A 24,945-nucleotide genomic window follows, 5' to 3' on the forward strand; every position below is an offset into this window, starting at 1 on the left:
CAGTGATTGTCTAATCCTAGCTGCCAGCACGTCAGTAAAGTCGCATGCGAGCTTCACATTCCCATACGCTAAAACGCAAGATAATAAGCAGCGATACAAGTTAAATCAATACTGATGCGAATGAAGAGCAACGGAAATAGTCATAAAGGATTACATCTATAAATAAGACGGATTTCAAAAAGTAGCACAAGATTAAACGCCACATATACGGGTACGCTGTGGCCGTTTATTGCTCTTTTTTTCTTTAAATGGAAATTCCCTTTCGTTGACGAAGCGTTGCAATTCACTGTTGTTAAATAATGCTGCATTAAAACGATTGTAACTATAAAGTTAATTAGAGGTTAATATGAAGGGTGGTATTTTTGCATTTTTGGCATTAGGTGTCGCGTTAGCAATAACAGGGTGCTCAAGTGATTATGTTATATCGACCAAAGATGGAAATATGATGACCACACATGGAAAACCAGAGCGAGATAAAGACACCGGTTTAATTTCATACGAAGATGCAGATGGCAGCATTCATCAGATCCATCAATCGGATGTGAAAGAGATTGTAGAAAAGTAACCACCTGATCTGTCCTTCCGTTTTACTGGCTCCGCCATTTTACTGAGCGGAGCTTGCCTGCCCTTACCCGCCGTATGTTATCTGTTTTAACGACCACGTCTCGCTGATGGCGAACAGAAAGCCGATTACGCTTTACCGCAAGTCGGCACAAGATCCTTCATCGCTGTAAAACGTGCTGGTATTCGCCGCCGGAATCCGTACCATACGCGACATACTTTTGCCCGCTGGCATTGACTGCCGGCGTTAACCCATCTTTCATAGCCAGACAGTTGCGGCATAGAATGCGTGGAAAATGAATGGCGAACAGGTGCTGATGCTTAACGCTAAGCTGGCACACTGAAAACTTTTGCCCCTGCTGGCTCCGAAGGTAGCAATAAATGCAAGACAATCAATCAAATACAAAGAAAGAACAATACAACCTGAACAAGCTGCAGAAGCGGCTGCGCCGTAATGTGGGCGAAGCCATTGCAGACTTCAATATGATTGAAGAAGGCGACCGCATCATGGTTTGCCTGTCGGGGGGTAAAGACAGCTACACCATGCTGGAGATCCTGCGTAATCTTCAACAGAGCGCGCCGGTGAAATTCTCCCTGGTGGCCGTAAACCTTGACCAGAAACAGCCGGGTTTCCCTGAGCATATCCTGCCGGAATATCTCGAAAAGCTGGGCGTTGAGTACAAAATCGTCGAAGAAAACACCTACGGTATCGTAAAAGAGAAGATCCCGGAGGGCAAAACCACCTGCTCTCTCTGCTCTCGTCTGCGTCGTGGCATTCTGTACCGGACTGCGACGGAGCTGGGCGCCACCAAAATTGCGCTGGGTCATCACCGCGACGATATCCTGCAAACGCTGTTCCTGAACATGTTCTACGGCGGAAAGATGAAAGGCATGCCGCCTAAGCTGATGAGCGATGACGGCAAACATATTGTCATCCGCCCTCTCGCCTATTGCCGCGAGAAGGACATTGAACGCTTCTCCCAGGCGAAAGCTTTCCCGATTATCCCATGCAACCTGTGTGGCTCTCAGCCGAACCTGCAGCGCCAGGTCATTGGTGACATGCTGCGTGACTGGGATAAACGTTATCCAGGGCGCATCGAAACCATGTTCAGCGCAATGCAGAACGTGGTGCCTTCTCACCTTGCGGATGTTGAGCTGTTCGACTTCAAAGGCATCAACCATGATTCAGAAGTGGTGAATGGCGGCGATCTGGCGTTTGATCGGGAAGAGATCCCCATGCAGCCTGCAGGCTGGCAGCCGGAAGAGGATGATAATCAGTTTGACGAGCTGCGCCTGAACGTACTTGAAGTGAAATAATCCTGTCGCGTCTCAGAGTCCGTCTGAGACGCGTTTTTTCTGCCGCTTATTTCAGCAATCTGACCCGGCAGGTTTTGCCTTTAATTTTCCCGTTTTGCAGCTGCTTCCATGCCTTATGCGCAACCGCCTGGCGGATTGCCACATATACGTGTGCCGGATGAACGGTAATCTTGCCGATATCGGCGCCATCCATTCCCATGTCCCCTGTCAGCGCGCCTAATACGTCGCCTGGACGCATCTTGGCTTTTTTGCCGCCATCAATGCACAGCGTTGCCATTTCGGCTTCGAGTGGCACAACGCGAACGTTCCCCGGAGTGTTCACCCAGTTAAGCTTTATCTGCAGCATTTCAGACAAGATATTGGCGCGCTGCGCCTCTTCCGGCGCGCAGAAGCTAATGGCCAGCCCGCTGTTTCCGGCACGTGCGGTACGCCCAATGCGGTGAACGTGTACTTCTGGATCCCAGGCCAGCTCGTAGTTAACAACCAGCTCCAGCGATTTAATGTCCAGCCCGCGTGCGGCGACATCGGTTGCAACCAGCACACGGGCGCTGCCGTTCGCGAAGCGAACCAGCGTCTGGTCACGATCGCGCTGTTCCAGATCGCCATGCAATGACAGCGCGCTTTGCCCGGCGGCATTCAGGGCATCACACACCGCCTGGCAATCTTTTTTGGTATTACAAAACACCACGCAGGAGGCAGGCTGGTGCTGGCTCAGCAATTTCTGCAGAAGCGGGATTTTGCCCTGCTGCGAGGTTTCAAAGAACTGCTGCTCGATGGCAGGCAGCGCATCCACGCTGTCGATTTCAATCGTCAGCGGATTTTTTTGTACACGACCGCTGATCGCAGCGATGGCGTCAGGCCAGGTCGCAGAGAATAACAATGTCTGACGATCTTCCGGCGCGAAGCGGATCACTTCGTCGATCGCGTCGCTGAAGCCCATGTCCAGCATACGGTCCGCTTCATCCATCACCAGCGTTTGCAGGGCATCCAGTGAAACGGTGCCTTTTTGCAGATGATCCAGCAGACGGCCAGGTGTCGCGACAATAATATGAGGCGCATGCTGGAGCGAATCACGCTGCGCCCCGAACGGCTGTCCGCCGCAGAGGGTTAAGATCTTGGTGTTGGGCAGGAAACGCGCCAGACGACGCAACTCACCCGCGACCTGGTCAGCCAGTTCGCGGGTCGGGCACAGAACCAGAGACTGGGTCTGGAACAGGGTGGCATCTATATGCTGTAACAGTCCAAGACCGAACGCTGCCGTTTTCCCACTGCCGGTTTTTGCCTGTACGCGAACATCGCGCCCCTCAAGAATGGCGGGTAATGCGGCCGCCTGAACAGGTGTCATCGTGAGGTATCCCAACTCGTTGAGGTTATCGAGTTGGGCGGCAGGCAGAACATTCAGGGTAGAAAAAGCGGTCACAATAGTCTCTCGTGGTCATCTTTGCGGTCAGATGGCGCGTATCCTCGCAGATCTCGGGGTTCGATGCGACAATTTAATCGGTTCTTCATCGGGCGGCGGGTCGGGCATAGGTTGCGGACGCGGAATGGGATCGGGCATAGGCGTTGGGTCGGTCGGGACCGGATCGGACTGCCGTGAATGAAGCAGTTGCAGCGCGAGTAGATGGTTCATCTTTCCCTCCAGTTTTTTGGATTGACCCTTTTAGGGTAGACCCTGAGAAACGGGAGGCAAAAAAAAGCCGACTATTAAAGTCGGCGTCGTACGAATCAATTGTGCTATGCAGTAATTCAAAAAAGGAAGTAAGACAATATGGAGCGCAACGCCCATCGCTTGACGTTGCATTCACCTGCGGGAGTAATAATGCACCTTACACGGTTTCTGTTTATTGACTTTGCTCAATTAAAAGAGCGTTTTGATCCGCGCAAAAGGTGGAAAAAGCGTAAATTTACAACCATTTACTACGATGCAACCACCATGCAACACCGCCAATCAAAGCAGCTAACATGACGCAAAACGCGGTAAAGCCGTAGCGATAAGCACCGCCGGGAATGCCGCCCAGGTTTACGCCAAACAGACCGGTCAGAAAGGTACTGGGTAAAAAGACCATTGCCATCAGCGACATCGTGTAGGTTCTTCTGGCCAGCGACTCCTGCATCACCTGTGCTATCTCATCGGCCATTACTGCGGTTCTGGCAATACAGGAATCAATTTCATCCAGCCCGCGCCCCAGCCTGTCAGCAATGTCCTGCATTCTACGGCGCTGGTCGTCATTCATCCAGCTGAGACGCTCGCTGGCCAGACGGGCATATACATCACGTTGTGGCGTCATGTAGCGGCGCATCACAATCAGTTGCTTGCGCAGTAACGCCAAGAAACCGCGCGGCGGTATCTGCTGATCGAGCAGGTTATCTTCCAGATCGATAATTTTATCGTGCAACTCTTCGATAAACTCGCTCGCGTGATCGGTAAGCGCATCGCAGACATCCACCAGCCAGCTTCCGCAGTCGGTCGGCCCGGTGCCCTCTTTCAGATCGTTTACCACGTCATCCAGCGCCAGCACTTTACGCTGCCGAGTGGAAACAATAAGCCCATCATCCATATAGACGCGCATCGCCACCAACTGATCCGGACGTTCATCCGTGCTGCCGTTAATACAGCGAAGCGTGATCAACGTACCGTCCCCCATCCGGCTCACGCGTGGCCGCAGGCTTTCCCCTGCCAGCGCATCACGCACGTTGTTTGGCAGCAATGGGGTGGATGCCAGCCAGTCAGCGCTGTCCGGATGGGTATAGTTCAGGTGTAACCAGCAGGGATGCGCGTGATCGATCACGTCGTTGTCTTCCAGCGGCCGGGCACCGCCTTTACCGTCAAACACCCACGCAAACACTGCGTCAGGAACGTTCAGTTCAGACCCTTTTATGCTCTCCACAACGCCTCCACCTTTTAGCTTTTCGTTGTCAGTCTAGCTTTCGGCAGAGGTTACGCAACCACTATGTTCCGCATGGCGCTGAAATCGCTCGGGAATTGTACGGGTAACGGCGGTGTCCCTTCAGGCGGAATGTCCTTGTCGCTGCGGGAACGCCAGCGGAACAACCGGTGCAGTTAACGAACTATCAGCCGCGTATCCCCCGTCGAGCCGGAAATTGCGTGTCCGTGACTGCAGTTCGATAACCTGATTGCGCAGCACGTCGGAGGATCCGTTAAGTTCCTCCGCCATCGCCACATTGCTTTGCGTAACCCTTTCCAGCTCTGATAATGCCAGCGTAATCTGTGAAATTCCCTTCTCCTGCTCGGATGTGGAACTGGAAATTTCATCCATCAGACGGCTGACATTGCCGGATCCGGCCACAATCTCACGCATGTTTTTTTCCGCTTCTGACACTACCGTCACGCCCTGTGTAACGTTATTGCTGGTGACTTCAATCAGCGTTTTGATGTTCTTCGCCGCTTCCGCGCTGCGGTGTGCCAGATTTCGCACCTCCTCCGCGACCACAGAGAAGCCTTTTCCGTGGTCTCCCGCCCTTGCCGCCTCAACGGCCGCGTTAAGCGCAAGGATATTGGTCTGGAAGGCAATCCCGTCGATCATCGAGATGATTTCCGTCATTTGCTGTGCGCATTCGGTGATCGATTGCATATTGTGAGCAACCTGCCCCATCAGCTCGCCCCCCTTACGCGCCTGAAGCGTTGCCTGATTGGCCTGTTCACTGGCGAGTCGGGTGTTATCAGCATTGTTTTTGGTGCTCGCAGCCATCTGCTCCATGCTGGCTGCGGTTTGCACCAGCGAAGCCGATTGCTGCTCCGTTTTCACTGATAGCTGCGCGCTGCGTGCGGAGAGTTGATCCGATAAGGTCATGGCGGTTTGTGACGACGCCCTGATTTCCCGGACCAGTGTTGCAATATTGCCCGAAAGGCTGTTAATCCCGGGAATTAAACGCCCTGCGCAGTTGTTGCCAAACTCGGGGATTGTCACGCCAAGATTCCCTGCCGTGACTTCTTCAATACTTTTTTTCACAGTATTGATCGGTGTCACAAGATATTGGGTCATGTAAATCCAGAGTAAAAAAAGAGCAATCACATTTATTACATTGAGCGTTATTAAGAGTGACGATGCGCCGGTAAATAGAAAGACGACAGCTGCGTTTAGCAAAAAAAGAGACAAAAGGAAATAGACAATGAAGGTTCTGACACTAATATTTTTTAGCATGATTATTCCCACAACTTAATATTTTGGTCGGCATTAAGGTTTATAGCATTCGTACTGGCGTTTGTCCTCACGAATAGCGGTACTTTGTCGTTTCGCAGTTAGTAACCTGCAATTTAACTTAAGTGAGATAAAAAAAGCGTATTGTGGGAAATATTGTGCCATGGATACTGTGATACTGGTCTGACACGAACTTAAGCGATACCATCACCTGCGGCTAAATGGGTTAATCACCACCCTATTTTAGAGACTTTGTTGCAATTAACTGTCCTTGTTTAGCTGTGCTTAACAAGTTAGAACTGAGAATATATTTTATATTGCTTACAGTTTTGCGTTTTAATAGTGCGGGCCGTTTTACGTACCCTATAACTAATATTGTTTGAACTCGCCTGCACGCAGCCAGATAAAGATCTGTCCCGGTTGGCGAAATCAGTAACCCCTTTGGCGTGGGATTGCATAATGCTCAATGTATCGTGGGACCCAGTGTTAATAGCCATCTCTTATCTTGTGGCCTTTATCGCCTCGTTTGTGGCCCTGGAGAATGCCGGGAAAATCCCGCTTTCCAGCGGGAAGGCCGCTCTGTTCTGGCGTTTTGCCGGAGGGCTTACGCTGGGCGTCGGGATCTGGTCGATGCATTTCATTGGTATGTTAGCGATGAAAATGCCCATGATCATGAGCTACAACCTCTGGTTAACCCTCGCCTCAATGGGCGTCGCGGTGGTGGCGTCTATGCTGGCAATGAATATTGCCGTGACGGGCGCTCGCCTTTCGCCCTTCAGACTGCTTCTCTCTACCTTAATTCTGAGCGCAGGCGTGGTGTCAATGCACTATATCGGTATGGCCGCACTGATGCTGGACAGCCCCATCATCTGGGATCACCCCATCATCGGTTTATCCGTATTGATTGCCGTAATGGCCTCCGGTGCCGCGCTCTGGTTGGCCTTTCACCTGCGGCATCAGCGAAAAGGGATCTTTATCAATCGCATTCTCGCCGCTTTAGTTCTGGGCGCTGCCATCTGTGCCATGCACTACACCGGCATGCGGGCCGCTCAGTTCAGTGATATGGCTCATCCCCTACCCGGCGGTATCAGCGAACTGGGATTATCGATAGGGGTGTCGGTCACCACGCTGTGCCTGCTCGGCATGATGTTGATTATCTCACTCATTGATTCCCACTGGCGTACCAACCGGCTCACGGACAACCTTCAGGCGCTCAATCGACAGCTTGAACTACAGGCACGGTTTGATGCCCTTACCGGCCTTGCTAATCGCCACCAGATGGACCTGCGCATGCAGGATTGCCTGCGCAGCGCGTTGCTTAGCAATAAACAATTTGCCGTGATCTTCCTCGACGTTGATCACTTTAAACAGGTTAATGACACCTGGGGACATAACGTTGGGGATGAGTTGTTAATCACCATTGCGCAGCGCATCACGGCGAGGCTTACCCGTGAGATGACCCTGGCAAGATTGGGGGGCGATGCTTTTATTCTGCTGGTTCCAGAATGTGATGACGACAAACTCCAGTCCCTCCTCTCAACGCTGCTCGACGATGTGCGCCGCCCGCTTTCCGTATGCGGGCATACGCTGAGTACAACGCTCAGCGCTGGCGTCAGTCGTTATCCGCAGGATGGCGAAACGCTGCATGAGTTAAAGCTAAAAGCAGATGCGGCAATGCAGTACGTTAAAAAGCAAGGCCAAAACGACTGGGCGGTCTACCGGACAGAGATGTCGACGGCGATCCCGGCTAACCCCGGTTTTTTGCAGGAACTCACGCAGGCGCTTGAGCGCGATCAGTTTGAGCTGTGGTATCAACCCACCTGGCACGCTGAAGAGAGAACTATCCACGGCTTTGAGGCGCTTCTTCGCTGGCGACATCCCGAACAAGGCGTGCTACTGCCGAATCTGTTTTTACCTTCGCTTGAACAGACGGGTTTAATTATTCCCGTGGGTAACTGGGCGATTGAGGCCGCATGCCGTCAGCTGTATTTCTGGACTGAACAAGGTTTTGCCCACTGGACGTTGTCTTTTAACTTATCCTCTATTCAGTTTGAACAGCCGGATATCTTTCAGACCGTATCGTCTCTGTTGCAGAAATATAATCTTTCTCCTTCCCGGCTCATCCTTGAGGTGACGGAGAGCACTGCCCTTAAAAATCTCGACCGCAGTATCGAATTACTGAGTGCATTCAACCAGGCCGGGATCACCGTCTCTATTGATGATTTTGGCACCGGTTATTCTAATCTGCTTATGCTCAGCGTGCTTCCGGCAAAAGAGCTCAAAATCGACAAAAGCTTTGTGACGTCAATGCTGGAAAATGAGAAAAGCCGCAAGCTGGTGGAGACCATTATTAATATTGCCCGGACCATGGAGATGTATGTTGTTGCCGAAGGGATCGAAACAGAAGAGCAACGAGCGGTGTTAACAGAACTCGGGTGTGATTATTTGCAGGGTTTTCTGTTCGCCAGACCTTTGCCTGCCGAACAGATCCCGTGGCTACTGCTGCAGATTAATTCACAGAAACAGATTATACCAATTGGTAAAATTCATTCGGAATCCGCTTTTGTTTCACAAAAAAATCATGCTACACAGGGTTAACTGGAGTATGGTTCAGAGGAGTCCACGCGAGTCGATTCCGTCGTGATCGTCAGGCATATTGTGCCGATGTACAGGAATTCCTTATGTCGCAAAATTATTTTGATGCGCTGAATGTCATTAAAACTCCCGTGTGGCTGGTCTCCCCCGTTTCTGGCCATATTATTTTTGCGAATACGGCCGCGGTTCAGGTGATGGGGGATAAAACGGTGGATGATCTGCGAAAAGGCGCTTTCTCAGCCAATGCGCAAGACGTGCTGTCGATGTATATCCCTGAGTTGAAAACGGACCAGGAGATTGTCGAGATCTGGACAGTCTGGCGCGACGGGCATGAAATCGCGTTGAGCTGTCGTCTTTCGCTGACCCACCATGCGCCGTACGGCGACATTATCGTTTTTGAAGGGATTTCACATCCGGCACCGACCGGGCGTAAAGCGAGCCGCTCCGCTACTTACCAGCGAAAAAAGCAAGGATTCTATGCTCGCTTTTTTCTGACAAACAGCGCCCCGATGTTACTGATCGACCCTGCTCGCGACGGCCAAATTGTTGATGCCAATCTCGCCGCGCTTAACTTTTATGGCTACTCGCACGAGGAGATGTGCAGCAAGCATACCTGGGAGATCAACACTCTGGGGCGCGATGTGATCCCAGTGATGAGCGAAATCGCCGCTCTGCCGGGTGGGCATAAGCCACTCAACTTTGTGCACCGCCTTGCCGATGGATCAACCCGCCATGTTCAGACCTATGCCGGACCAATTGAGATCTACGGGGATAAACTGATGTTGTGCATTATCCATGACATCACCGAGCAAAAAAGGCTGGAGCTTGAGCTGGAACATGCCGCGTTACAGGATGCCATGACAGGCCTGCTCAACCGGCGACAGTTCTATATTATCGCTGAGCAAATGAATCTCACGCACCTGCCTCTACAGCAGCAATTCAGTTTACTGCTGGTGGATACCGATCACTTTAAGAATATCAACGACGTTTTTGGTCATCTGAAGGGGGATGAAGTGCTCATCGCACTTTCACGTACCCTGGAGGCCTGTAGCCGGAAAGAGGATTTCGTGTTCCGCTGGGGATGCGAGGAGTTTGTCATTCTGCTGCCACGCACCTCTCTCGATACTGCAATACAAATCGCCGAAACGATCCGGGCAGCGGTTGCCCGCATCTCGATCCCCGGCCTGCCGCGATTTACGGTCAGTATTGGCGTGGCGCGGCACAACCAGGATGAGAGTATCGACGATCTCTTTAAACGGGTAGATGACGCGCTTTATCGCGCCAAGAATGATGGCCGAAATAAAGTCCTGGCGGCATGAAACTGGTGTATTGGATAAAGCCCCGCTACAATGCCCATCTTGATGAAAAAGACTATGGGTGGGTATCGTCTGCAATGGGAAGAACAGAAATAATCCTCACCATAATTATTTTAATGCTTATTATTTTCGGATTCTGGTTTATCTTCAGCGGCGAGATCTGGTTAGTGGCGGAATATATTGAAAACAGCATTTACCCCACTTTCGACGCGCTGTAACGCACGTTTAATCCGTTGTTTCACCTACCGAAATTATCAGGTATCGGCCAACTCAACAGGCGCGTAAGATATGCGCCGTTATCCTCCATTATGTTGGTAACGAATTGCTAAATCACTTGCTTATTTTGCCCGTGCTCTGACGGGCTTTTTTATTTCCGACATTTGCGCTACACCAGGCTATATCTAAAACGTCGTTATCAATAAAAGTGAGAAAATGATGAGCAAGAAAATCCTGATGCTGGTGGGCGATTACGCCGAAGATTACGAAACCATGGTCCCTTTTCAGGCCTTACAGATGATTGGCCATCAGGTTGACGCCGTCTGCCCGGATAAAGCGAAGGGTGACTATATCATGACCGCTATCCATGATTTCGACGGTGCTCAGACCTATAGCGAAAAACCGGGTCACCGTTTTATCCTCAATGCCGATTTTTCCGCCGTTAACGAGCAGGACTATCACGCCCTGCTGATCCCTGGCGGCAGAGCGCCTGAATACCTGCGGTTAAATGATGACGTACTGAAGCTGGTGCAGGCATTTGATGCCGCGCACAAACCGATTGCGGCCGTGTGCCATGGCCCACAGTTGCTGGCCGCCGCCGGGATCTTAAAAGGACGAACCTGTAGCGCCTACCCGGCCTGTGCGCCTGAAGTGCGACTCAGCGGCGGCGAGTACGCCGATATCGGTATCGATCAGTCTCACGTTGACGGTAACCTGGTCACCGCGCCGGCCTGGCCTGCGCATCCGCAGTGGCTGGCGAAATTTGCGAAGTTGTTGGAATAAATCATCCATGCTCCCGTCAACGGCAACGAGGCGGGAGCTACTTCAGTGTGTCAGTACCTGCTTCAGTACTATCGCCGCCAGCGCTACGGTCTCATCATTCTGACACCGACCATGCAAGCCTATGCGGTGTGGACGGCAGCATTATGGCAGTCTGATTCACTGCCATGAGACAGGGATTGTCTCACCTGCTCGACAATTTTGCGCTGGCTCTCTTCATTCACTGGATTAAAAACGACCATGCTCAGATCGGGTCGCCCCTCTACCATAAAGGTCGAAAATTCGAGATCTATCGCCCCGGCCTGCGGATGATTAATGCGTTTTGCCCCTTCAGCATGGCTGGTGACATCATTGCTGCGCCACCAGGCGTCAAATTCAGGGCTGCGATGAGAAAGTTCAGTAACGAGATTGTTGCTTTCTACGGATTGACCTGCCCGTGCCACATCCGCGCGAAAGGCGTTAACGACCAGTTTTGCCATCGTCTGCCAGTCTCCCTGTGCGCGACGTAACTCAGGATCGGTAAACATGCGGCGCATAACATTACGCTCCGCAAGCGGCAGTTTGCTGTAATCAGTTAATACACAGGCCGAGGCACGGTTCCAGGCAACTACATCCCAGGTTACGGTTTTAACAATTGCCGGAACGGTGAACGCGTCAAGGACTCGCTGCAGACGTGGCGCAATATCGACTGAAATGGTGATTTGCGTCTCAGGTGGATGGCCGAACGCCAGAATGAACAGGTGTTCGCGCTCCGTCGGGGTCAGACGCAGCCCGCTGGCGATGCGGTTAAGCACTTCCCGCGACGGCGACCCGCCGCGGCCCTGCTCCAGCCACGTGTACCAGACAGGACTGATATTGGCGAGTTGCGCAACCTCTTCACGACGCAAACCTGTCGTGCGCCGTCTGCCCTCTTCAAAACCAAACGCGGTAGGATCGAGGCGCAAACGCCGCGCCCGCAGGAAGTCACCCAGTGACTGCATTGCCGTTTGCATCGTCGTTATCCTGTTAAGTTGTATACCCTGATAATGTCACTACTTTTATCGCATGACTATAGCGTTACTCTGTTACGGAACCCTTATCTGGAGGTGCGTTATGCGAGTATTTCTTACCGGAGCCAGCGGCTTTATCGGCTCCCAAATTCTGACGGAATTGCTGACTGCCGGGCATAAGGTCACCGGGCTTGCCCGCTCTGACAGCAGTGCACAGGCGCTCAAAAAAGCAGGGGCCGATGTTCATCGCGGTACACTCGAACGGCCAGATTCAATCGTGTCCGCTGTTCAGCATGCCGATGCGGTGATCCATACCGCGTTTGACCATGATTTTCACCATTTTGTCGAAAATTGTAAAAAAGACCAACGCGTTATCCACGCCATCGGCCAGGCGCTAAAAGGCAGCGATCGGCCATTTATTATCACCTCCGGTACCGGTATTGGCGATGAAGGCGACGCGGCCCTGGCCCGGGAAGATCAGTTTAACGCTGCAAGCATGAACCCCAGGGTTGCGTCTGAAATTGCGGGCAACGCCCTGATCGCTGACGGTGTGAATCTGCGGGTGGTACGTCTGCCGCAGGTACACGATACCTCCCGTCAGGGATTCGTCAGCCTGTACATACAAAACGCGATAGAAAAAGGTGCAGTTGCCTGTATCGGTGAGGGCAATAACTGCTGGTCTGCGGCACATGTCAGCGACGTAGCAAGATTGTACCGACTGGTGCTTGAACAGGGTGAGCGCGCCCAGCGCTATCATGCGGTTGCAGAAGAAGGCGTTCCCCTCCGGCATATTGCGCATGTGATTGCCCGTAAATGCGACCTGCCTTTGATATCACTTTCACCTGCAGAAGCTGAAGCGCATTTTGGCTGGTTTGCTCTGTTTGCAGGCATGAATCTACGCGCAACATCAGCGTGGACTCGCCAACAGTTAAACTGGCATCCCACAGGGCCTAACCTGCTCGATGATCTGGAGAATATGGATTACGCCTCCCTGTTATCGTCCTGATTGCAATTAAACGGGTGAATGCTACGCCCGTTTTTTTGAGCATTGAACGGTAGAGCACAGTCCAACAGCGTGTTTAATCATCGGTTGCCGGTTGCTGTAAAACCGCCCGGCTCCAGGCATAAAATACGCGTACCGAAGGCGGAAGATATCGGTTTTGCGGATAAACCAGTGAAAGTGGTAAATCGAACGAGAAGCTCTCCATGCAGGCAACCAGCGCCCCACTCCGCAGATAGGGCGCAACCAGATAACTGGCCACGCGAATCAATCCCAGCCCTTGAATCCCGGCCTGAATGTACGCGTCCGTATCATCAACGACCAGGGTCTCTCTCATACGTATCGCGTAATCTTCTTCATCCCGCGTAAAGAACCAGTCGATGGTACGCCCGGTACGGTGGTTCAGGTAGCCGACAGCCTGATGCTGTTGCAGATCCTCTAAACACTGCGGCCTGCCATGCGCAGCAATGTAGGTCGGAGAAGCCACCACCATCCAGGAAAAATTCGCCAGAGGACGAGCGACCAGGGTTGTTGAATCCTCGATCCTGCCGGTACGAATCACACAGTCATACCCTTCCTGAATGATATCTTCGACGTTATCGCTGGAACAGAGTACCAACTCCAGTTCGGGATACTCTCGCAGAAATGCCGGGAGTTGGGGCAGAATGTAATGTCGGGCGAGAGACTGCGGCATCCCGACTTTAAAACGACCTTTAGGCTGTGCAGTTCGGCCAGGAAATGAAGACTCCATTGCAGCAATAGCCGCCAGAATATTTCTGCATTCGTCGTAGTAACGCAGGCCATCTGCGGTCACGCTAAGTTTGCGCGTGTTACGCTGTAATAGTTGAATTCCCAGGTAAGCTTCCAGTTCCTTAATGACCCGGGATACCGTTGAGCGCGGCAATCCCAGCACTTCTGCTGCCCTGGCGAAACTATGGGCATCCACCACGCAAACATAGACCTGCATTGATTCCAGCTTATCCATATTTCCCCTGCCTGGATGATTTAATTATCCCATTATCACGAACAGTCTAACCTGAGTTCATGGTCTTAATGAATGTGTTCTGCTGACATAATCTTGCTCTGTACACAGAAAAATAAACGGTTTAACAAAGTGAGACTTAGCATGAAAGAACATGATTTTAAGACCGGTGAAAAGGTATTAGTGCTTGGTGCAGGACAATTGGGCGCTGCCGTGTTGGATTCTCTGGTGCCGGCAGTAACACAGCGCGATGGAGCTATCTCTGTTATCGTATCGCCCGGTTCATGGGACAACAAGGGTAAACTGCGGTCTGAAATTCATCAAAATCTGGCTGATGCAGGGGTAACATTCCTCGCTGTCGATGTCGCTGAAAGTTCAGCTGAAACGTTAAAAATTCACTTTAGGGATTTTGATACCGTGATCAACTGCATGGGCTTTGTTGCTGGCGCTGGCACACAGTTAAAAATTACCCGCGCGGTGCTGGAAGCAGGGGTACAACGCTATTTTCCCTGGCAGTTTGGCGTGAACTACGATGTGGTCGGCAAAGGGAGCGGCCAACCCGTATGGGATGAGCAGTATGACGTTAGGGTATTATTGCGTGAACAGAACACAACGGAATGGGTGATCGTTTCGACCGGCATGTTTACCAGCTTTCTCTTCGAGCCTGCATTTGATGTTGTGAATCTAGCAAATAAAACCATCAATGCCCTCGGCGGATGGGAAACGCAGGTTACCGTCACCTCTCCTGCGGATATCGGCAGGCTGACCACCGCGATTTATTTACATCAGCCGCGCATTGCTAATGAGATCATCTTTGTCGCAGGGGAAACTACATCCTATGGAAAACTGGCGGAAACCGTTGAGCGTGTTATTCAACAACCCTTTATCAAAAGGGTATTATCCCTACCCGCCCTGGAGGATGCACTGCGTTTAAATCCGGATGATCATATGCTTCGCTATCGTGCGGCCTTCGCGCGTGGCGACGGTATGTGGTGGCCGATGAATAAAACCTGGAATGCCCGGAATAATATTCCGACCCAGGATATCGAATCCTGGCTTAAAACGATTATTTAATTCATTCCTTTCTTCCGAAGGTAAAAAGAATGAGGAACTGGCGGTGCTAATCACGCCAGTTCATTATTTTCGAGGATTACCTGCGGTTATCGCATTAGTGCTTCACAATATACATCGTACGGCTGTACGCCACGTCTTCAGGGTTATTGATCGGATATCCCTTCACCCAGGGTTTAATCAGACGTCCGTTGGTGTACTGGTAGATCGGCGCAATTGGCGCTTTTTCCGTGAGGATCTTCTCCGCACGATTGTAATCCGCATTACGGGCTTCCGCGGTGGTTTCAAGCGTCGCCTGATTGATGATCTTATCGTATGCCGGGTCGTTAAAGCGGGAGATATTGCCGCTGTGGGTTGATGTCAGCAGCGACAGGAAGGTCGATGGCTCGTTGTAGTCCCCGACCCAGGACGCGCGGATCACATCAAAATTCCCTGTGTTTCGGCTATCGATATAGGTTTTCCACTCCTGGTTTTGCAGTTTGACGTCTACTCCCAGGTTCTTCTTCCACATCGAAGCCACCGCAATCGCGATTTTCTGATGGTTCTCTGAAGTGTTATACAACAGGGTCAGCTTCAGTGGACGCTGAGGGCCATACCCCGCCGCCTGAAGCAAGGTTTTGGCCTGCGCGTTTAGCTCCTGCTGCGACATCTGCTCAAATGGCGATGTCTCTGGCGTGAAACCTGCCGTCACATCAGGCGTGAAATGCCAGGCTGGTTTTTCTCCCGTACCTAACACTTTCTCCGCCATAATCCGGCGATCGATGGTCATACTCAGCGCCAGACGCACGCGGGAATCGGCGGTCGGGCCCTTTTGCGTGTTAAATGCATAGTAATACGTTCCCAGCTGCGGTGGCGTGTATACCTGTCCAGGAATATCCTTGAGCAATTTCTGATAAAGGTTTTTCGGGAACGACTCGGTGATATCAATATCGCCTGCCAGGTAGCGTTTGGTGGCGGAAGACTCCTGGTTGATCGGAATAAACGTCACTTTTTGAAGAACAGTTTTCGCGTTATCCCAGTAGTGGGTATTCGGCACAACGACCAGCTTCTCATTCACCACACGATCTTTCAGCACATAGGCACCATTGCCCACCAGGGAGCCCGGACGCGTCCACTCTTTACCGCTTTCGACGTTCGCTTTCTGAACCGGATAGAACGCGAAGTTTGCCGTCAGGTTGCTGAACCACGGCAGCGGTTTATCGAGCTGAACGCGTAACGTTCTGGCATCCACCGCCGCTACCCCCAGCGTATCGGGCGCGGCTTTGCCATCAATAATCGCCTGAGCGTTGTTAATGCCTGCCAGAGCAGCAAACCAGGCAAACGGCGAGGTGGTTTTCGGGTCAACCAGACGCTGCCAGCTGTAAACAAAATCCTGCGCCGTGACCGGCGTGCCGTCAGACCATTTTGCATCATCACGCAGGGTAAATGTCCAGATGCGGTTATCGTTACTCTGCCAGCGCGTCGCCACGCCCGGCGTCAACTCCCCTTTCTCATTCTGATTAACCAGGCCTTCAAACAGATCGCGAATCACCTGAATCTCGGGTAGCCCCACGGCCTTGGCCGGGTCCAGTGACGCGGGTTCGTCTTTGATGTGTCTGACCAGCTCCTGTTTTTGCGCCAGCACCGTCCCCTTTGGCACATCAGCAGCGTAAGAAAATGACGATAGCCCGCAAAGGCACAGTGCAGAAAAAAGCAGCGAAACAGGATGCTTCATGAGATCCCCTTTAGAAATCGGTAATACGCGAATGCGTAATTATTTGTTTCGAAACGGCGAAATGCAAATACCTTAAGCCGGAAAGGTGATATCTGGCAATCTTCATCCTTCGATGAAACTATTTGATTAAACGTGGGTTTTGCACAACACTGCCAGTAAGCACTTCTTTATCAGGATTTCCTATGGCAGTTACCCGACCAAGAACGGAACGTGGCGCTTTCCCGCCAGGCACCGAACATTATGGCCAGTCTTTCTTAGGTGCACCGCTGATCTGGTTTCCCGCACCGGATGCCGATCGTCATAGCGGCCTGATTATTGCGGGAACGCACGGCGATGAGAACTCCTCGATCGTCACCCTCTCCTGCGCGTTACGCACCCTTGCACCGACACTACGCCGACATCATGTGATCCTGACCGTCAACCCGGATGGCTGTCAGCTTGGGCTGCGGGCGAATGCGAGAGGGATAGACTTAAACCGCAACTTCCCGGCGGCCAACTGGCGCGCCGGTGAAACGGTATACCGCTGGAACAGCTCGGCTGAAGAGCGTGACGTGGTGTTACTGACGGGAGAAAAACCCGGCTCAGAGCCAGAAACACAAGCGCTCTGCCAGTTAATCCACAAGATCCACCCCGCGTGGGTTGTCTCATTTCACGATCCGCTGGCCTGTATTGAGGATCCCCGTCACTCCGCGCTGGGGCAGTGGCTTGCCGATGCCTTTGCCCTGCCTCTGGTCAGCAGCGTCGGCTATGAAACACCGGGGTCATTTGGTAGCTGGTGCGCCGATCTGGATTTGCACTGCATCACCGCTGAATTCCCCCCGATATCTTCCGACGAAGCCAGCGAAAAATACCTGAAAGCGATGGTAGATCTTCTGCGCTGGCAGCCTCAGAGATGAAGCACTCCGCTGGTGAAGGTGAGCGCAGGCGAAACGTCAACCGCCAGCCAGGTCGGGCCATCGAGATCGGCAAACCGGACCTGATTCACCAGCGGTAGCGCCGCATTAATCGCCCGGGAAGTACAGAGCATACATCCCAGCATCAACGCAAACCCCTTCGCCTGTGCCTGCGACGCCAGCGCCAGCGCCTCGGTCAGCCCACCGGTTTTATCGAGTTTGATATTCACCATCTCATAGCAGCCCGCTAAACCGTCGAGACTCTCGCGGGTATGGCAGCTTTCATCGGCGCAGATCGGCAATGGGTGGATAAAGTTCTTCAATGCCGCATCATCCTGTACGGGAAGCGGTTGCTCCAGCATAGCCACACCCAGATCGGCCAGCAGCTGGCAGCGCGCGGCCAGCCCTTCCGGGTGCCATGACTCGTTGGCGTCGACAATCAGCGTTGCGTCCGGCACCGCCGCGCGAATGGCGACCATGCGTTCACTGATCAAACGATCGTCGAGTTTCACCTTCAGCAGCGTGGCGCCAGCCTCAAAGAGCGCTTTTGCGCTGGCAGCCATCTGCTCCGGCTCGCCAATCACCACCGTTTGCGCGGTCACCACTTTCTCCGGAAGCGTCACGCCGACCAGTGACGGTAAGGATATCTGCTGCCTCGCCGCCTCAAGACTCCACAGCGCACAGTCAATTGCATTACGGGCCGCCCCGGCAGGTAAACGCTGCTGTAACGCCTCACGCGTCAACCCGGTTTGCAGGTCAGGTACCAGGGTCATAATTTGCGCCATCACCGAGGCAAGGCTTTCTCCGTAGCGAGGATACGGCGTGCATTCACCAACCCCTTTAACCCCTTCTTCTTCTATTTCGACCACTACCACGCAGGCCTCACTTCGGCTGCCACGGGAGATCACAAACGGGGAATGCAATGGCCAGGCTTCTTCATAGACCTTAACGCTTCTCATCACTGACTCCTTGCAGCCCGGTAAGGCGAAAAAATTGGTTTGCCGTGTTATCCGCTGATGGCATACACTAGCCTCGACGTTAACTATATGTAAACAGGAAGATATCTATGTCACAACTCGTTCATTTCCAGGGCAACCCGGTTGCTGTAGCAGGTTCCATTCCTCAGGCTGGCAGCAAAGCGCAGGCTTTTACTCTGGTGGCTAAAGATCTGTCTGACGTCACACTGAGCCAGTTTGCTGGCAAACGCAAAGTACTGAACATTTTCCCAAGCATTGATACCGGCGTCTGTGCCGCATCCGTGCGCAAATTCAACCAGTTGGCCACTGAAATGGACAACACCGTAGTGTTGTGCGTTTCAGCAGACCTGCCATTCGCGCAGTCCCGTTTCTGCGGTGCTGAAGGTCTAAGCAACGTCATTACCCTTTCAACTCTGCGCAGCCCGGATTTCCTGGAAAAATACGGCGTTGGCATTGCTGAAGGCCCACTGAAAGGCCTGGCGGCGCGTGCCGTGCTGGTAATCGATGAAAACGATAACGTCGTGTTCAGCGAACTGGTCAACGAAATCACCACCGAACCTGACTACACCGCTGCGCTGGAATCACTGAAAGCCTGATTATTTACAGGCATTTTATAAAGCTTAGCAATGTAATGAAATAAAAGGTTTATTTAAGAATAGACCTTGCGTTCCAAACCTCGCCGATGCGGGGTTTTTTATTGCCTCAATAACTGAATCGTTAAAGCAAAAACGTTCTAAAATCACATACATCATGAAATAAAAACGTTCCATTCTCACCATAATGAGATCGCTCACGCATAATAAAGGTTTAAAAACCGCAATTTCTCCGCCAGTGAAGCCCGTCACATTTCCCTTCTCGCCTAAACATTAGATTTGCTTACGTGATTAAAAAATCGTTTCAGCAAAAGGGATTAAATATGAAGATTAAACTGGCTTTTACGGTCCTTGCGGTACTGATATCTGGACATGCCGCCGCTAAAACCTGGGTGCTGACAAGCGCTGAAAGCAGCGTGGATAAAGGAAACTGGAAAATTTCCAGCGATGAGCTGAAGTTTCAGGGACAGCCTTTCAGCATCGAGCAAAAAGTCCTGCATGGTGGCAAGCAGGAAGGCAGCAAGGTAATCGTTATCAGCAGCAAAAATGGTCTGACAATTACCCTCAGCCCGACGCGTGGGATGAATCTGCTGCATGTCGAAGGCTTTGGTACCCGAATGGGGTGGGATTCTCCTGTCAAAGAGGTGGTGAATCCGGCCTATATCAATCTGGAAAGTCGAAACGGACTTGGCTGGCTGGAAGGTTTCAACGAAATGATGGTTCGTTGCGGCTATGAATGGACAGGCCACCCGGTCACGGCTGACGGTCAGATTTATACCCTGCACGGCAAGGCGGGAAATACGCCTGCGTCGCAGGTGGAAGTCGATGTTGCTGATGCCGCACCGCATGAAATTCGTATTCGCGGATTAATCAAAGAGAGCACGTTTAAAAAAGCAGATCTGCAGACGATGACCGAACTGCGTTACGTACCGGGCAGCAACCAGTTCAGCCTGCATGATGTTCTGACTAACCATGCTGATTATCCTCATGATTATCAGATTATCTATCACAGCAACTTTGGTACGCCAATCCTCGAAGAAGGTGCCCGCTTCCTTGCGCCGGCCGCCAGCATTGGTCCTTTCAATGACTATGCCAAAGCGGGTCTGGATAACTGGCAAACCTACGCCGGCCCCACTCAGGGCTTTGATGAAATGGTCTTCAATATCAAACCGCTCGCGGATAATAATCATGAAACCCTGGCGGCAGTGGTCAATAAAGCGGGAGACAAAGGTGCGTCAATTCAGTTCGACACGCGGCAACTGCCTGTCCTGACCTTATGGAAAAATACCGATACGCTCAAACAGGGCTATGTCACGGGTATTGAGCCGGGAACCAGCTACGCCTATCCCGTCACCATTGAACGCGAGCAGAAACGCGTTAAGCAGCTACAACCTGGCGCCAGCACGCAGTTCGACCTGACCTATACCCTGCTTCACAGCAAGGAACAGGTGAAAGAGGTTGAACAGAAAATTGCGGGGATTCAGGGAGAAACAAAAGTCGAGGTAGTTACCACGCCTCTGGCGAAAGAGTAAGTGCAAAAAAAAGCCTCTTTACAGAGGCTTTTATCGTTATTCGTCACCCTTCTTGTGGTTGAGTCCATATTCACGAAGCTTATTCGCAATCGCGGTATGGGATACCCCCAGGCGTTTTGCCAGCTTACGCGTGCTTGGGTAGCTGCGATAAAGCTGTGTCAGCACGGAACGTTCGAAACGGCTGGTAATATCATCCAGCGAGCCTTCCATCGCCTCTTCGCCCACCGATACCGTTCCGGCATCGTAATCCGGCAACAGGATATCCTGTGGACGCAACTCGTACCCTTCCAGCTGCGTCAGCGCACGATAGACGGCGTTTTTCAGCTGACGAATATTTCCCGGCCAGCCGTAGCGCGTCAGCACCGTACCCAGATCGGCTGACAGTTTCGGACGCGGTACCCCCTGCTCGTCGGCGAAGCGTGCCACAAACAGCTCCGTCAGCGGAATGATATCTTGCGGACAATCGCGCAGCGGCGGAATGTTTAGCGTCAACACGTTCAGTCGATAGTAGAGATCTTCCCGGAACATCCCTTTCTGTACCAGCTCAACGAGGTTTTTCTGGGTGGCACAAATCACGCGCACATCCACGTGAACTTCGTGATCCTCCCCTACGCGACGGAAGGTCCCATCGTTCAGGAAGCGCAGCAGTTTGGCCTGCATGCGCGGCGACATTTCGCCAATTTCGTCCAGCAGCACGGAACCGCCGTTCGCCTGCTCGAAGAAGCCTTTTTTGCCTTCCGGGGCGTGGCCAAACAGCTCGCTTTCGACGGCATCCTCAGGAATAGAGGCACAGTTCAGCGCCAGATACGGTTTTGCCGCGCGTGGGCTGGCAAGATGCACGGCGTGGGCCAGCAGATCCTTCCCGGTCCCGGTATCGCCGGTAATCAGCAGCGGCGCGGTCAGGCTGGCGAGCTTGCGGGCCTGATCGACCACATGACGCATTTTCGGGCTGACGGCAATGATCTGGCTGAACGCTCCCACATCCTGGCTGGAGAGATTTTGCAACTGACGGCCCATCCGCACGGTAGAGCGCAGCATGATAACGGCCCCGGTCAGAACGCGAGTGTCGTTCTCTCCTTTCAGGTACACCGGCGTAATCTCCATCAGGAAATTCTGCCCGTTGATCACCACATGCTCGCTATGCGTATTTTGCGGGTTGCTGTCCAGCCAGCGCTGGAAATTAAACCCCGGGATCAGCTGCGCGGCATGGTGATGAGTGAGCTTGTCCTGGCTCTGGGCGAACAGCTGGCAACTCGCATGGTTTACCCGCTCAACTTTGCTTTTCAAATCCAGTGACAGGAAAGGCTCTGGCATGGCTTCAAGCAAGGCGCTCAATGCGAGGTGCTCACGCTCAGACGGCATCCAGGGAATGGTGCGTACATCCGTAACGCCAGCGATACGGCGGATTTCAGCCATCAGGCTGCTAAAAGTATTAAATTCAATTTCGGCAAAATTGAGGTAAATTCGCCCGACAGGATCAATCTCAATGCCACGTAAATCAATGCTACGTAAAACAAGGAGATCGAGTAACTCGCGGGTCAGACCGAGACGGTCTTCACAGAAGACTTCAAGACGCATGGGAAATTCACCGTTTTAAGCCAATAACCTTAAAATGATATGTCAGAACACGGTGATGCGGAAGATGGCTGTCAAGAAAGATTGACAGCCAGCACGATAAGTAAACAAACCGGTTACTGAACCGGTTTTTTATTGAGCGTCTCTTTGAGCTGCCCAATCAATTCACGACGAAAATCGCCCAGGCGCGGCTTATCTCCGTCGATCCATGGCAGTGGTCGGCAGACTTCCATCGCTTTAATGCCCAGACGTGCGGTTAACAACCCTGCCCCAATCCCCTGCGCGGCACGCGCTGAGAGACGGGCCGCCAGATCCTGCGACATCCAGTCCATGCCGACTTCGCGCACCAGCTCACTGGCACCTGCAAAGGCGATGTTCAGCAACACCAATTTAAAGAGCCGCAGCCGGCTGTAGTAGCCAAGCTCAATACCGTAAAGACTGGCGATACGGTTTATCAGGCGCAGGTTACGCCAGGCGATGAACGCCATATCCACCAGCGCCAGCGGACTGACCGCGATCATCAGCGTTGATTCCGCCGCAGAGCGGCTAATCTCGCGCCGCGCCTGAGCATCCAGCACAGGCTGCACCATATGCGAGTAGAGCGTCACCACCTCCCGGTCATTTTGCGTTTCGTGAATGGCGGCATACCAGCGCTGCAGTGCCGGGTGCGACTGGTCAATCCCCGCCTGCGCCGCCAGCTTTTCGCAGAATGCCCGGCCTTTTCCGGTACCGTGGCTGTGCAGCAGATCGCGTGCTTCATCTCGTTCATGCGCACGCTGCCTCAGACGCCACAGTCGACGCCACTCGGTGACAACCGACCCTACGCCAGCCCCCACGATCAACGCCCCCGCAGCACAACCGCCCAGCGCCACCCAGTCCTGGGTTTGCCAGGCGTTGATACCCCATTGCACGCCTTGTCCCACCACGCTTACGCCGAAGAGCGCCAGCCCGGCCGTGACCATCTTACGCCACAGGCTACGTTTCGGACGTAAAGCAGCCTCAACGACCGCTTCCGCCTGGCCCTCCTCAACGGACGGCTCGTCAGTCAGGGCCGGCGCAAAATGTTCTGCCTGCTCGCCGCTGAACGTCTGCGCCGTTTTAAAGGCCTCCTGCTGCGCCTGCTCAAGCGTCCCGGTAAAGTCAATGCGGGGTTTTAACGGTTCCGTCATCGCAATTTATCTCCAATCAAAAACTCCAGCGCCGCATCCAGACGAATGTGCGGTAATGGCTGATCGACGGTCATGACCTGTGGGCGGAAGGCTTCAAACTGGAAGCCCTGACTCTGCCAGAATGCCTGCCCCGGAAGGCGTGCAGGCACTTCGCCCGGATACACGGTCAGCGGTTCGCCGTCGCTGAGGCGATTCCCGCGCAGGGCCGGGATTTTCTCGCCGTTAAGATCAATCAGCCCACTTTGCGTCGCCTGTACGGAAGCCAGCCCAAGACAATCCATGCTGATCCCTTCGAACGCCGCATTTTGCCAGGCGTCCTGCACCAGTTGCTGTAACAGCGACACCATGTTGGCATGCTGATCAACCGTTACGTGATCGGCCTTGGTGGCCGCAAACAGCAGTTTGTCGATCACCGGGGAAAAGAGGCGGCGAAACAGCGTACGCTGTCCGTAGTGAAAACTTTGCATCAGTTGCGTCAGCGCCAGGCGCATATCGTTGAAAGCCTGCGGCCCGCTGTTGAGTGGTTGCAGGCAGTCCACCAGTACAATCTGACGATCGAAACGTAAAAAGTGGTTTTTATAAAAACCTTTCACCACTTTTTCACAGTAGTAGTTGTAGCGCTCGCGCAGCATCCCGGCGTTGGTGTGCTTGTCTGCCTGCGCCAGCTTTGCCTCTCCCACGCCATCCACGTCGGGCCACGGGAAGAACTGCAGCGCAGGCGCACCCGCCAGGTCGCCCGGCAAAACAAACCGTCCTGGCTGGATGAAGTGCAGCCCTTCCTGTTTACACTGATGCAGATAATCCGTCCAGGCTTCGGCAATCGCCGCCAGGCGGTTCTCATCTGCGGGTGCCAGCGGATCTAATCCTGCGCTTAACTGCCGCCATTTTGCCGACCACTCCGCGCGGTGACCCTGTAACAAACCGGTCATTTGTCGCGACCAGCTGAGATAATCTTGCGCCAGCATGGGTAAATCGAGCAGCCATTCGCCTGGGTAATCCACAATCTCCAGATAGAGCGTGGAGGTATCCTTGAAGTGGCGCATCAATGATTCATTGGAACGAAAACGCAGCGCGAGACGGATTTCACTCACCCCTCTCGTGGGTGTCGGCCACGCGGGTGGGTCACCGTAAAGCTGTGCCAGCCCTTCATCATAGGTAAAGCGAGGGATACCGAAATCGCGCTGGGGAACGCGCTTAACGCCCAGCAGACGCTCTTCCCGCACCGCACTGAGCAGCGGCAGGCGTGCCCCGGCGTGCAGGTTCAGCAGCTGGTTAACCATCGCCGTGATAAATGCCGTTTTGCCACTGCGGCTAAGCCCGGTGACCGCCAGACGCAAATGGCGATCGACGCCACGGTTCACCAGAGAATTGAGTTCGTTTTTAAGTCGCTTCATCGCCGTCCTTCGTCGCTGGAAGCCTGGAATGACTTGCTTCAGAATACAGTAAATGGGGGCAGATCGTTGATTATCAATTCATAATTATTGCTATTGCCGTTTTTTCTCCAG

General features: G+C 52.9%; 22 protein-coding genes and 1 pseudogene. 12 read left to right on the top strand and 11 right to left on the bottom strand.

Features of this window, described 5'->3' with window-relative positions; genetic code table 11:
• The first annotated feature begins 346 nt into the window (after window positions 1–346).
• The 3 genes and pseudogenes from AC2FAK_RS02635 to ttcA all read left to right on the top strand — a co-directional run bounded on the left by AC2FAK_RS02635 (window position 347) and on the right by ttcA (window position 1,878).
• Window positions 347–565 (top strand): YgdI/YgdR family lipoprotein, encoded by a 219-nt coding sequence (locus AC2FAK_RS02635; RefSeq protein WP_095454486.1) that lies wholly within the window; start codon window positions 347–349, stop codon window positions 563–565.
• Window positions 566–658: 93 nt separating this feature from the next.
• Window positions 659–905, top strand: a pseudogene (locus AC2FAK_RS02640) (site-specific integrase); the annotation flags it as partial.
• Window positions 906–942: 37 nt separating this feature from the next.
• Window positions 943–1,878 carry a tRNA 2-thiocytidine(32) synthetase TtcA gene (gene ttcA / locus AC2FAK_RS02645; protein ID WP_094084697.1) on the top strand — a complete coding sequence of 312 codons (936 nt, stop codon included), beginning with the start codon at window positions 943–945 and terminating at the stop codon, window positions 1,876–1,878.
• A 46-nt stretch (window positions 1,879–1,924) separates the two neighbouring features.
• On the opposite strand, the gene dbpA is transcribed toward ttcA, so the two are convergent.
• The 4 genes from dbpA to AC2FAK_RS02665 form a co-directional block, all read right to left on the bottom strand.
• Complete coding sequence (dbpA, locus tag AC2FAK_RS02650; protein WP_095454487.1) at window positions 1,925–3,298, bottom strand: ATP-dependent RNA helicase DbpA; 1,374 nt, start codon at window positions 3,296–3,298, stop codon at window positions 1,925–1,927.
• A gap of 27 nt (window positions 3,299–3,325) precedes the next feature.
• Window positions 3,326–3,508, bottom strand: coding sequence for a proline-rich small protein YnaL (ynaL, locus tag AC2FAK_RS02655; RefSeq protein WP_071841849.1), 183 nt, complete (start codon window positions 3,506–3,508; stop codon window positions 3,326–3,328).
• A 274-nt stretch (window positions 3,509–3,782) separates the two neighbouring features.
• Window positions 3,783–4,766, bottom strand: a complete 984-nt coding sequence (gene zntB, locus AC2FAK_RS02660) for a zinc transporter ZntB (protein WP_047023108.1) — start codon at window positions 4,764–4,766, stop codon at window positions 3,783–3,785.
• A 120-nt stretch (window positions 4,767–4,886) separates the two neighbouring features.
• Window positions 4,887–6,041 carry a methyl-accepting chemotaxis protein gene (locus AC2FAK_RS02665; RefSeq protein WP_065242442.1) on the bottom strand — a complete coding sequence of 385 codons (1,155 nt, stop codon included), beginning with the start codon at window positions 6,039–6,041 and terminating at the stop codon, window positions 4,887–4,889.
• Between the two features lie 456 nt (window positions 6,042–6,497).
• Here AC2FAK_RS02665 and AC2FAK_RS02670 point away from each other — a divergent pair, with 456 nt between their 5' ends.
• The 4 genes from AC2FAK_RS02670 (at window position 6,498) to AC2FAK_RS02685 (ending at window position 10,948) form a co-directional block, all read left to right on the top strand.
• Entirely contained in the window at window positions 6,498–8,636 is a 2,139-nt protein-coding gene (locus AC2FAK_RS02670) for a putative bifunctional diguanylate cyclase/phosphodiesterase (RefSeq protein WP_095454488.1), read from the top strand.
• 83 nt (window positions 8,637–8,719) lie between these two features.
• On the top strand, window positions 8,720–9,952 hold the full coding sequence (locus AC2FAK_RS02675; protein WP_095454489.1) for a sensor domain-containing diguanylate cyclase: 1,233 nt from the start codon (window positions 8,720–8,722) through the stop codon (window positions 9,950–9,952).
• Entirely contained in the window at window positions 9,949–10,167 is a 219-nt protein-coding gene (locus AC2FAK_RS02680) for an Ecr family regulatory small membrane protein (protein WP_047023104.1), read from the top strand. The genes AC2FAK_RS02675 and AC2FAK_RS02680 overlap by 4 nt, the downstream gene beginning before the upstream one ends.
• Window positions 10,168–10,384: 217 nt before the next feature.
• Window positions 10,385–10,948, top strand: coding sequence for a DJ-1/PfpI family protein (locus AC2FAK_RS02685; RefSeq protein WP_095454490.1), 564 nt, complete (start codon window positions 10,385–10,387; stop codon window positions 10,946–10,948).
• Between the two features lie 119 nt (window positions 10,949–11,067).
• Here AC2FAK_RS02685 and AC2FAK_RS02690 read toward each other — a convergent pair whose 3' ends face one another.
• On the bottom strand, window positions 11,068–11,937 hold the full coding sequence (locus AC2FAK_RS02690; protein WP_094915362.1) for a helix-turn-helix transcriptional regulator: 870 nt from the start codon (window positions 11,935–11,937) through the stop codon (window positions 11,068–11,070).
• 100 nt (window positions 11,938–12,037) lie between these two features.
• On the opposite strand from AC2FAK_RS02690, the gene AC2FAK_RS02695 reads away from it, so the two are divergent.
• Entirely contained in the window at window positions 12,038–12,940 is a 903-nt protein-coding gene (locus tag AC2FAK_RS02695; RefSeq protein WP_095454491.1) for an SDR family oxidoreductase, read from the top strand.
• 73 nt (window positions 12,941–13,013) lie between these two features.
• Here AC2FAK_RS02695 and AC2FAK_RS02700 read toward each other — a convergent pair whose 3' ends face one another.
• Window positions 13,014–13,919 (bottom strand): LysR family transcriptional regulator, encoded by a 906-nt coding sequence (locus AC2FAK_RS02700; protein WP_095454492.1) that lies wholly within the window; start codon window positions 13,917–13,919, stop codon window positions 13,014–13,016.
• A gap of 141 nt (window positions 13,920–14,060) precedes the next feature.
• Between AC2FAK_RS02700 and AC2FAK_RS02705 the strand changes: the two genes are divergently transcribed.
• Window positions 14,061–14,990 (top strand): aromatic alcohol reductase, encoded by a 930-nt coding sequence (locus tag AC2FAK_RS02705; RefSeq protein ID WP_095454493.1) that lies wholly within the window; start codon window positions 14,061–14,063, stop codon window positions 14,988–14,990.
• A gap of 94 nt (window positions 14,991–15,084) precedes the next feature.
• Here the strand turns inward: AC2FAK_RS02705 and AC2FAK_RS02710 are convergent, their stop codons facing one another.
• A complete protein-coding gene (locus tag AC2FAK_RS02710; protein ID WP_095454494.1) occupies window positions 15,085–16,701 on the bottom strand; it encodes a peptide ABC transporter substrate-binding protein in 1,617 nt (538 codons plus the stop codon).
• 182 nt (window positions 16,702–16,883) lie between these two features.
• On the opposite strand from AC2FAK_RS02710, the gene mpaA reads away from it, so the two are divergent.
• On the top strand, window positions 16,884–17,597 hold the full coding sequence (mpaA, locus tag AC2FAK_RS02715) for a murein tripeptide amidase MpaA (RefSeq protein WP_013096425.1): 714 nt from the start codon (window positions 16,884–16,886) through the stop codon (window positions 17,595–17,597).
• On the opposite strand, the gene ycjG is transcribed toward mpaA, so the two are convergent.
• Window positions 17,588–18,553, bottom strand: a complete 966-nt coding sequence (ycjG, locus tag AC2FAK_RS02720) for an L-Ala-D/L-Glu epimerase (RefSeq protein ID WP_048970881.1) — start codon at window positions 18,551–18,553, stop codon at window positions 17,588–17,590. The genes mpaA and ycjG overlap by 10 nt on opposite strands.
• Window positions 18,554–18,660: 107 nt before the next feature.
• On the opposite strand from ycjG, the gene tpx reads away from it, so the two are divergent.
• Together tpx and AC2FAK_RS02730 are read left to right on the top strand one after the other, a co-directional pair.
• The gene (gene tpx, locus AC2FAK_RS02725; protein ID WP_013096423.1) at window positions 18,661–19,167 is read left to right on the top strand and encodes a thiol peroxidase; all 507 of its coding nucleotides are present in this window, start codon (window positions 18,661–18,663) and stop codon (window positions 19,165–19,167) included.
• A gap of 320 nt (window positions 19,168–19,487) precedes the next feature.
• Window positions 19,488–20,696 (top strand): aldose 1-epimerase family protein, encoded by a 1,209-nt coding sequence (locus AC2FAK_RS02730; RefSeq protein WP_095454495.1) that lies wholly within the window; start codon window positions 19,488–19,490, stop codon window positions 20,694–20,696.
• 36 nt (window positions 20,697–20,732) lie between these two features.
• On the opposite strand, the gene tyrR is transcribed toward AC2FAK_RS02730, so the two are convergent.
• From tyrR to AC2FAK_RS02745, 3 genes are all read right to left on the bottom strand, one after another.
• Window positions 20,733–22,274 (bottom strand): transcriptional regulator TyrR, encoded by a 1,542-nt coding sequence (gene tyrR, locus AC2FAK_RS02735; protein WP_013096421.1) that lies wholly within the window; start codon window positions 22,272–22,274, stop codon window positions 20,733–20,735.
• Window positions 22,275–22,387: 113 nt separating this feature from the next.
• Window positions 22,388–23,440, bottom strand: coding sequence for a YcjF family protein (locus tag AC2FAK_RS02740; protein WP_020689208.1), 1,053 nt, complete (start codon window positions 23,438–23,440; stop codon window positions 22,388–22,390).
• Window positions 23,437–24,834 carry a YcjX family GTP-binding protein gene (locus AC2FAK_RS02745; protein ID WP_095454496.1) on the bottom strand — a complete coding sequence of 466 codons (1,398 nt, stop codon included), beginning with the start codon at window positions 24,832–24,834 and terminating at the stop codon, window positions 23,437–23,439. Before AC2FAK_RS02745 ends, AC2FAK_RS02740 begins: the two co-directional genes overlap by 4 nt.
• Between the last annotated feature and the right edge of the window lie 111 nt (window positions 24,835–24,945).

It is taken from the genome of Enterobacter cloacae complex sp. 394F7, assembly GCF_057320385.1.

Coding starts and splice junctions, on each gene's coding strand:
- AC2FAK_RS02635 (WP_095454486.1), top strand. CDS start 347: ATGAAGGGTGGTATTTTTGCATTTTTGGCATTAGGTGTCGCGTTAGCA.
- ttcA (WP_094084697.1), top strand. CDS start 943: ATGCAAGACAATCAATCAAATACAAAGAAAGAACAATACAACCTGAAC.
- ynaL (WP_071841849.1), bottom strand. CDS start 3,508: ATGAACCATCTACTCGCGCTGCAACTGCTTCATTCACGGCAGTCCGAT.
- AC2FAK_RS02665 (WP_065242442.1), bottom strand. CDS start 6,041: ATGCTAAAAAATATTAGTGTCAGAACCTTCATTGTCTATTTCCTTTTG.
- AC2FAK_RS02670 (WP_095454488.1), top strand. CDS start 6,498: ATGCTCAATGTATCGTGGGACCCAGTGTTAATAGCCATCTCTTATCTT.
- AC2FAK_RS02675 (WP_095454489.1), top strand. CDS start 8,720: ATGTCGCAAAATTATTTTGATGCGCTGAATGTCATTAAAACTCCCGTG.
- AC2FAK_RS02680 (WP_047023104.1), top strand. CDS start 9,949: ATGAAACTGGTGTATTGGATAAAGCCCCGCTACAATGCCCATCTTGAT.
- AC2FAK_RS02685 (WP_095454490.1), top strand. CDS start 10,385: ATGAGCAAGAAAATCCTGATGCTGGTGGGCGATTACGCCGAAGATTAC.
- AC2FAK_RS02690 (WP_094915362.1), bottom strand. CDS start 11,937: ATGCAAACGGCAATGCAGTCACTGGGTGACTTCCTGCGGGCGCGGCGT.
- AC2FAK_RS02695 (WP_095454491.1), top strand. CDS start 12,038: ATGCGAGTATTTCTTACCGGAGCCAGCGGCTTTATCGGCTCCCAAATT.
- AC2FAK_RS02700 (WP_095454492.1), bottom strand. CDS start 13,919: ATGGATAAGCTGGAATCAATGCAGGTCTATGTTTGCGTGGTGGATGCC.
- AC2FAK_RS02705 (WP_095454493.1), top strand. CDS start 14,061: ATGAAAGAACATGATTTTAAGACCGGTGAAAAGGTATTAGTGCTTGGT.
- AC2FAK_RS02710 (WP_095454494.1), bottom strand. CDS start 16,701: ATGAAGCATCCTGTTTCGCTGCTTTTTTCTGCACTGTGCCTTTGCGGG.
- mpaA (WP_013096425.1), top strand. CDS start 16,884: ATGGCAGTTACCCGACCAAGAACGGAACGTGGCGCTTTCCCGCCAGGC.
- ycjG (WP_048970881.1), bottom strand. CDS start 18,553: ATGAGAAGCGTTAAGGTCTATGAAGAAGCCTGGCCATTGCATTCCCCG.
- tpx (WP_013096423.1), top strand. CDS start 18,661: ATGTCACAACTCGTTCATTTCCAGGGCAACCCGGTTGCTGTAGCAGGT.
- AC2FAK_RS02730 (WP_095454495.1), top strand. CDS start 19,488: ATGAAGATTAAACTGGCTTTTACGGTCCTTGCGGTACTGATATCTGGA.
- tyrR (WP_013096421.1), bottom strand. CDS start 22,274: ATGCGTCTTGAAGTCTTCTGTGAAGACCGTCTCGGTCTGACCCGCGAG.
- AC2FAK_RS02740 (WP_020689208.1), bottom strand. CDS start 23,440: ATGACGGAACCGTTAAAACCCCGCATTGACTTTACCGGGACGCTTGAG.
- AC2FAK_RS02745 (WP_095454496.1), bottom strand. CDS start 24,834: ATGAAGCGACTTAAAAACGAACTCAATTCTCTGGTGAACCGTGGCGTC.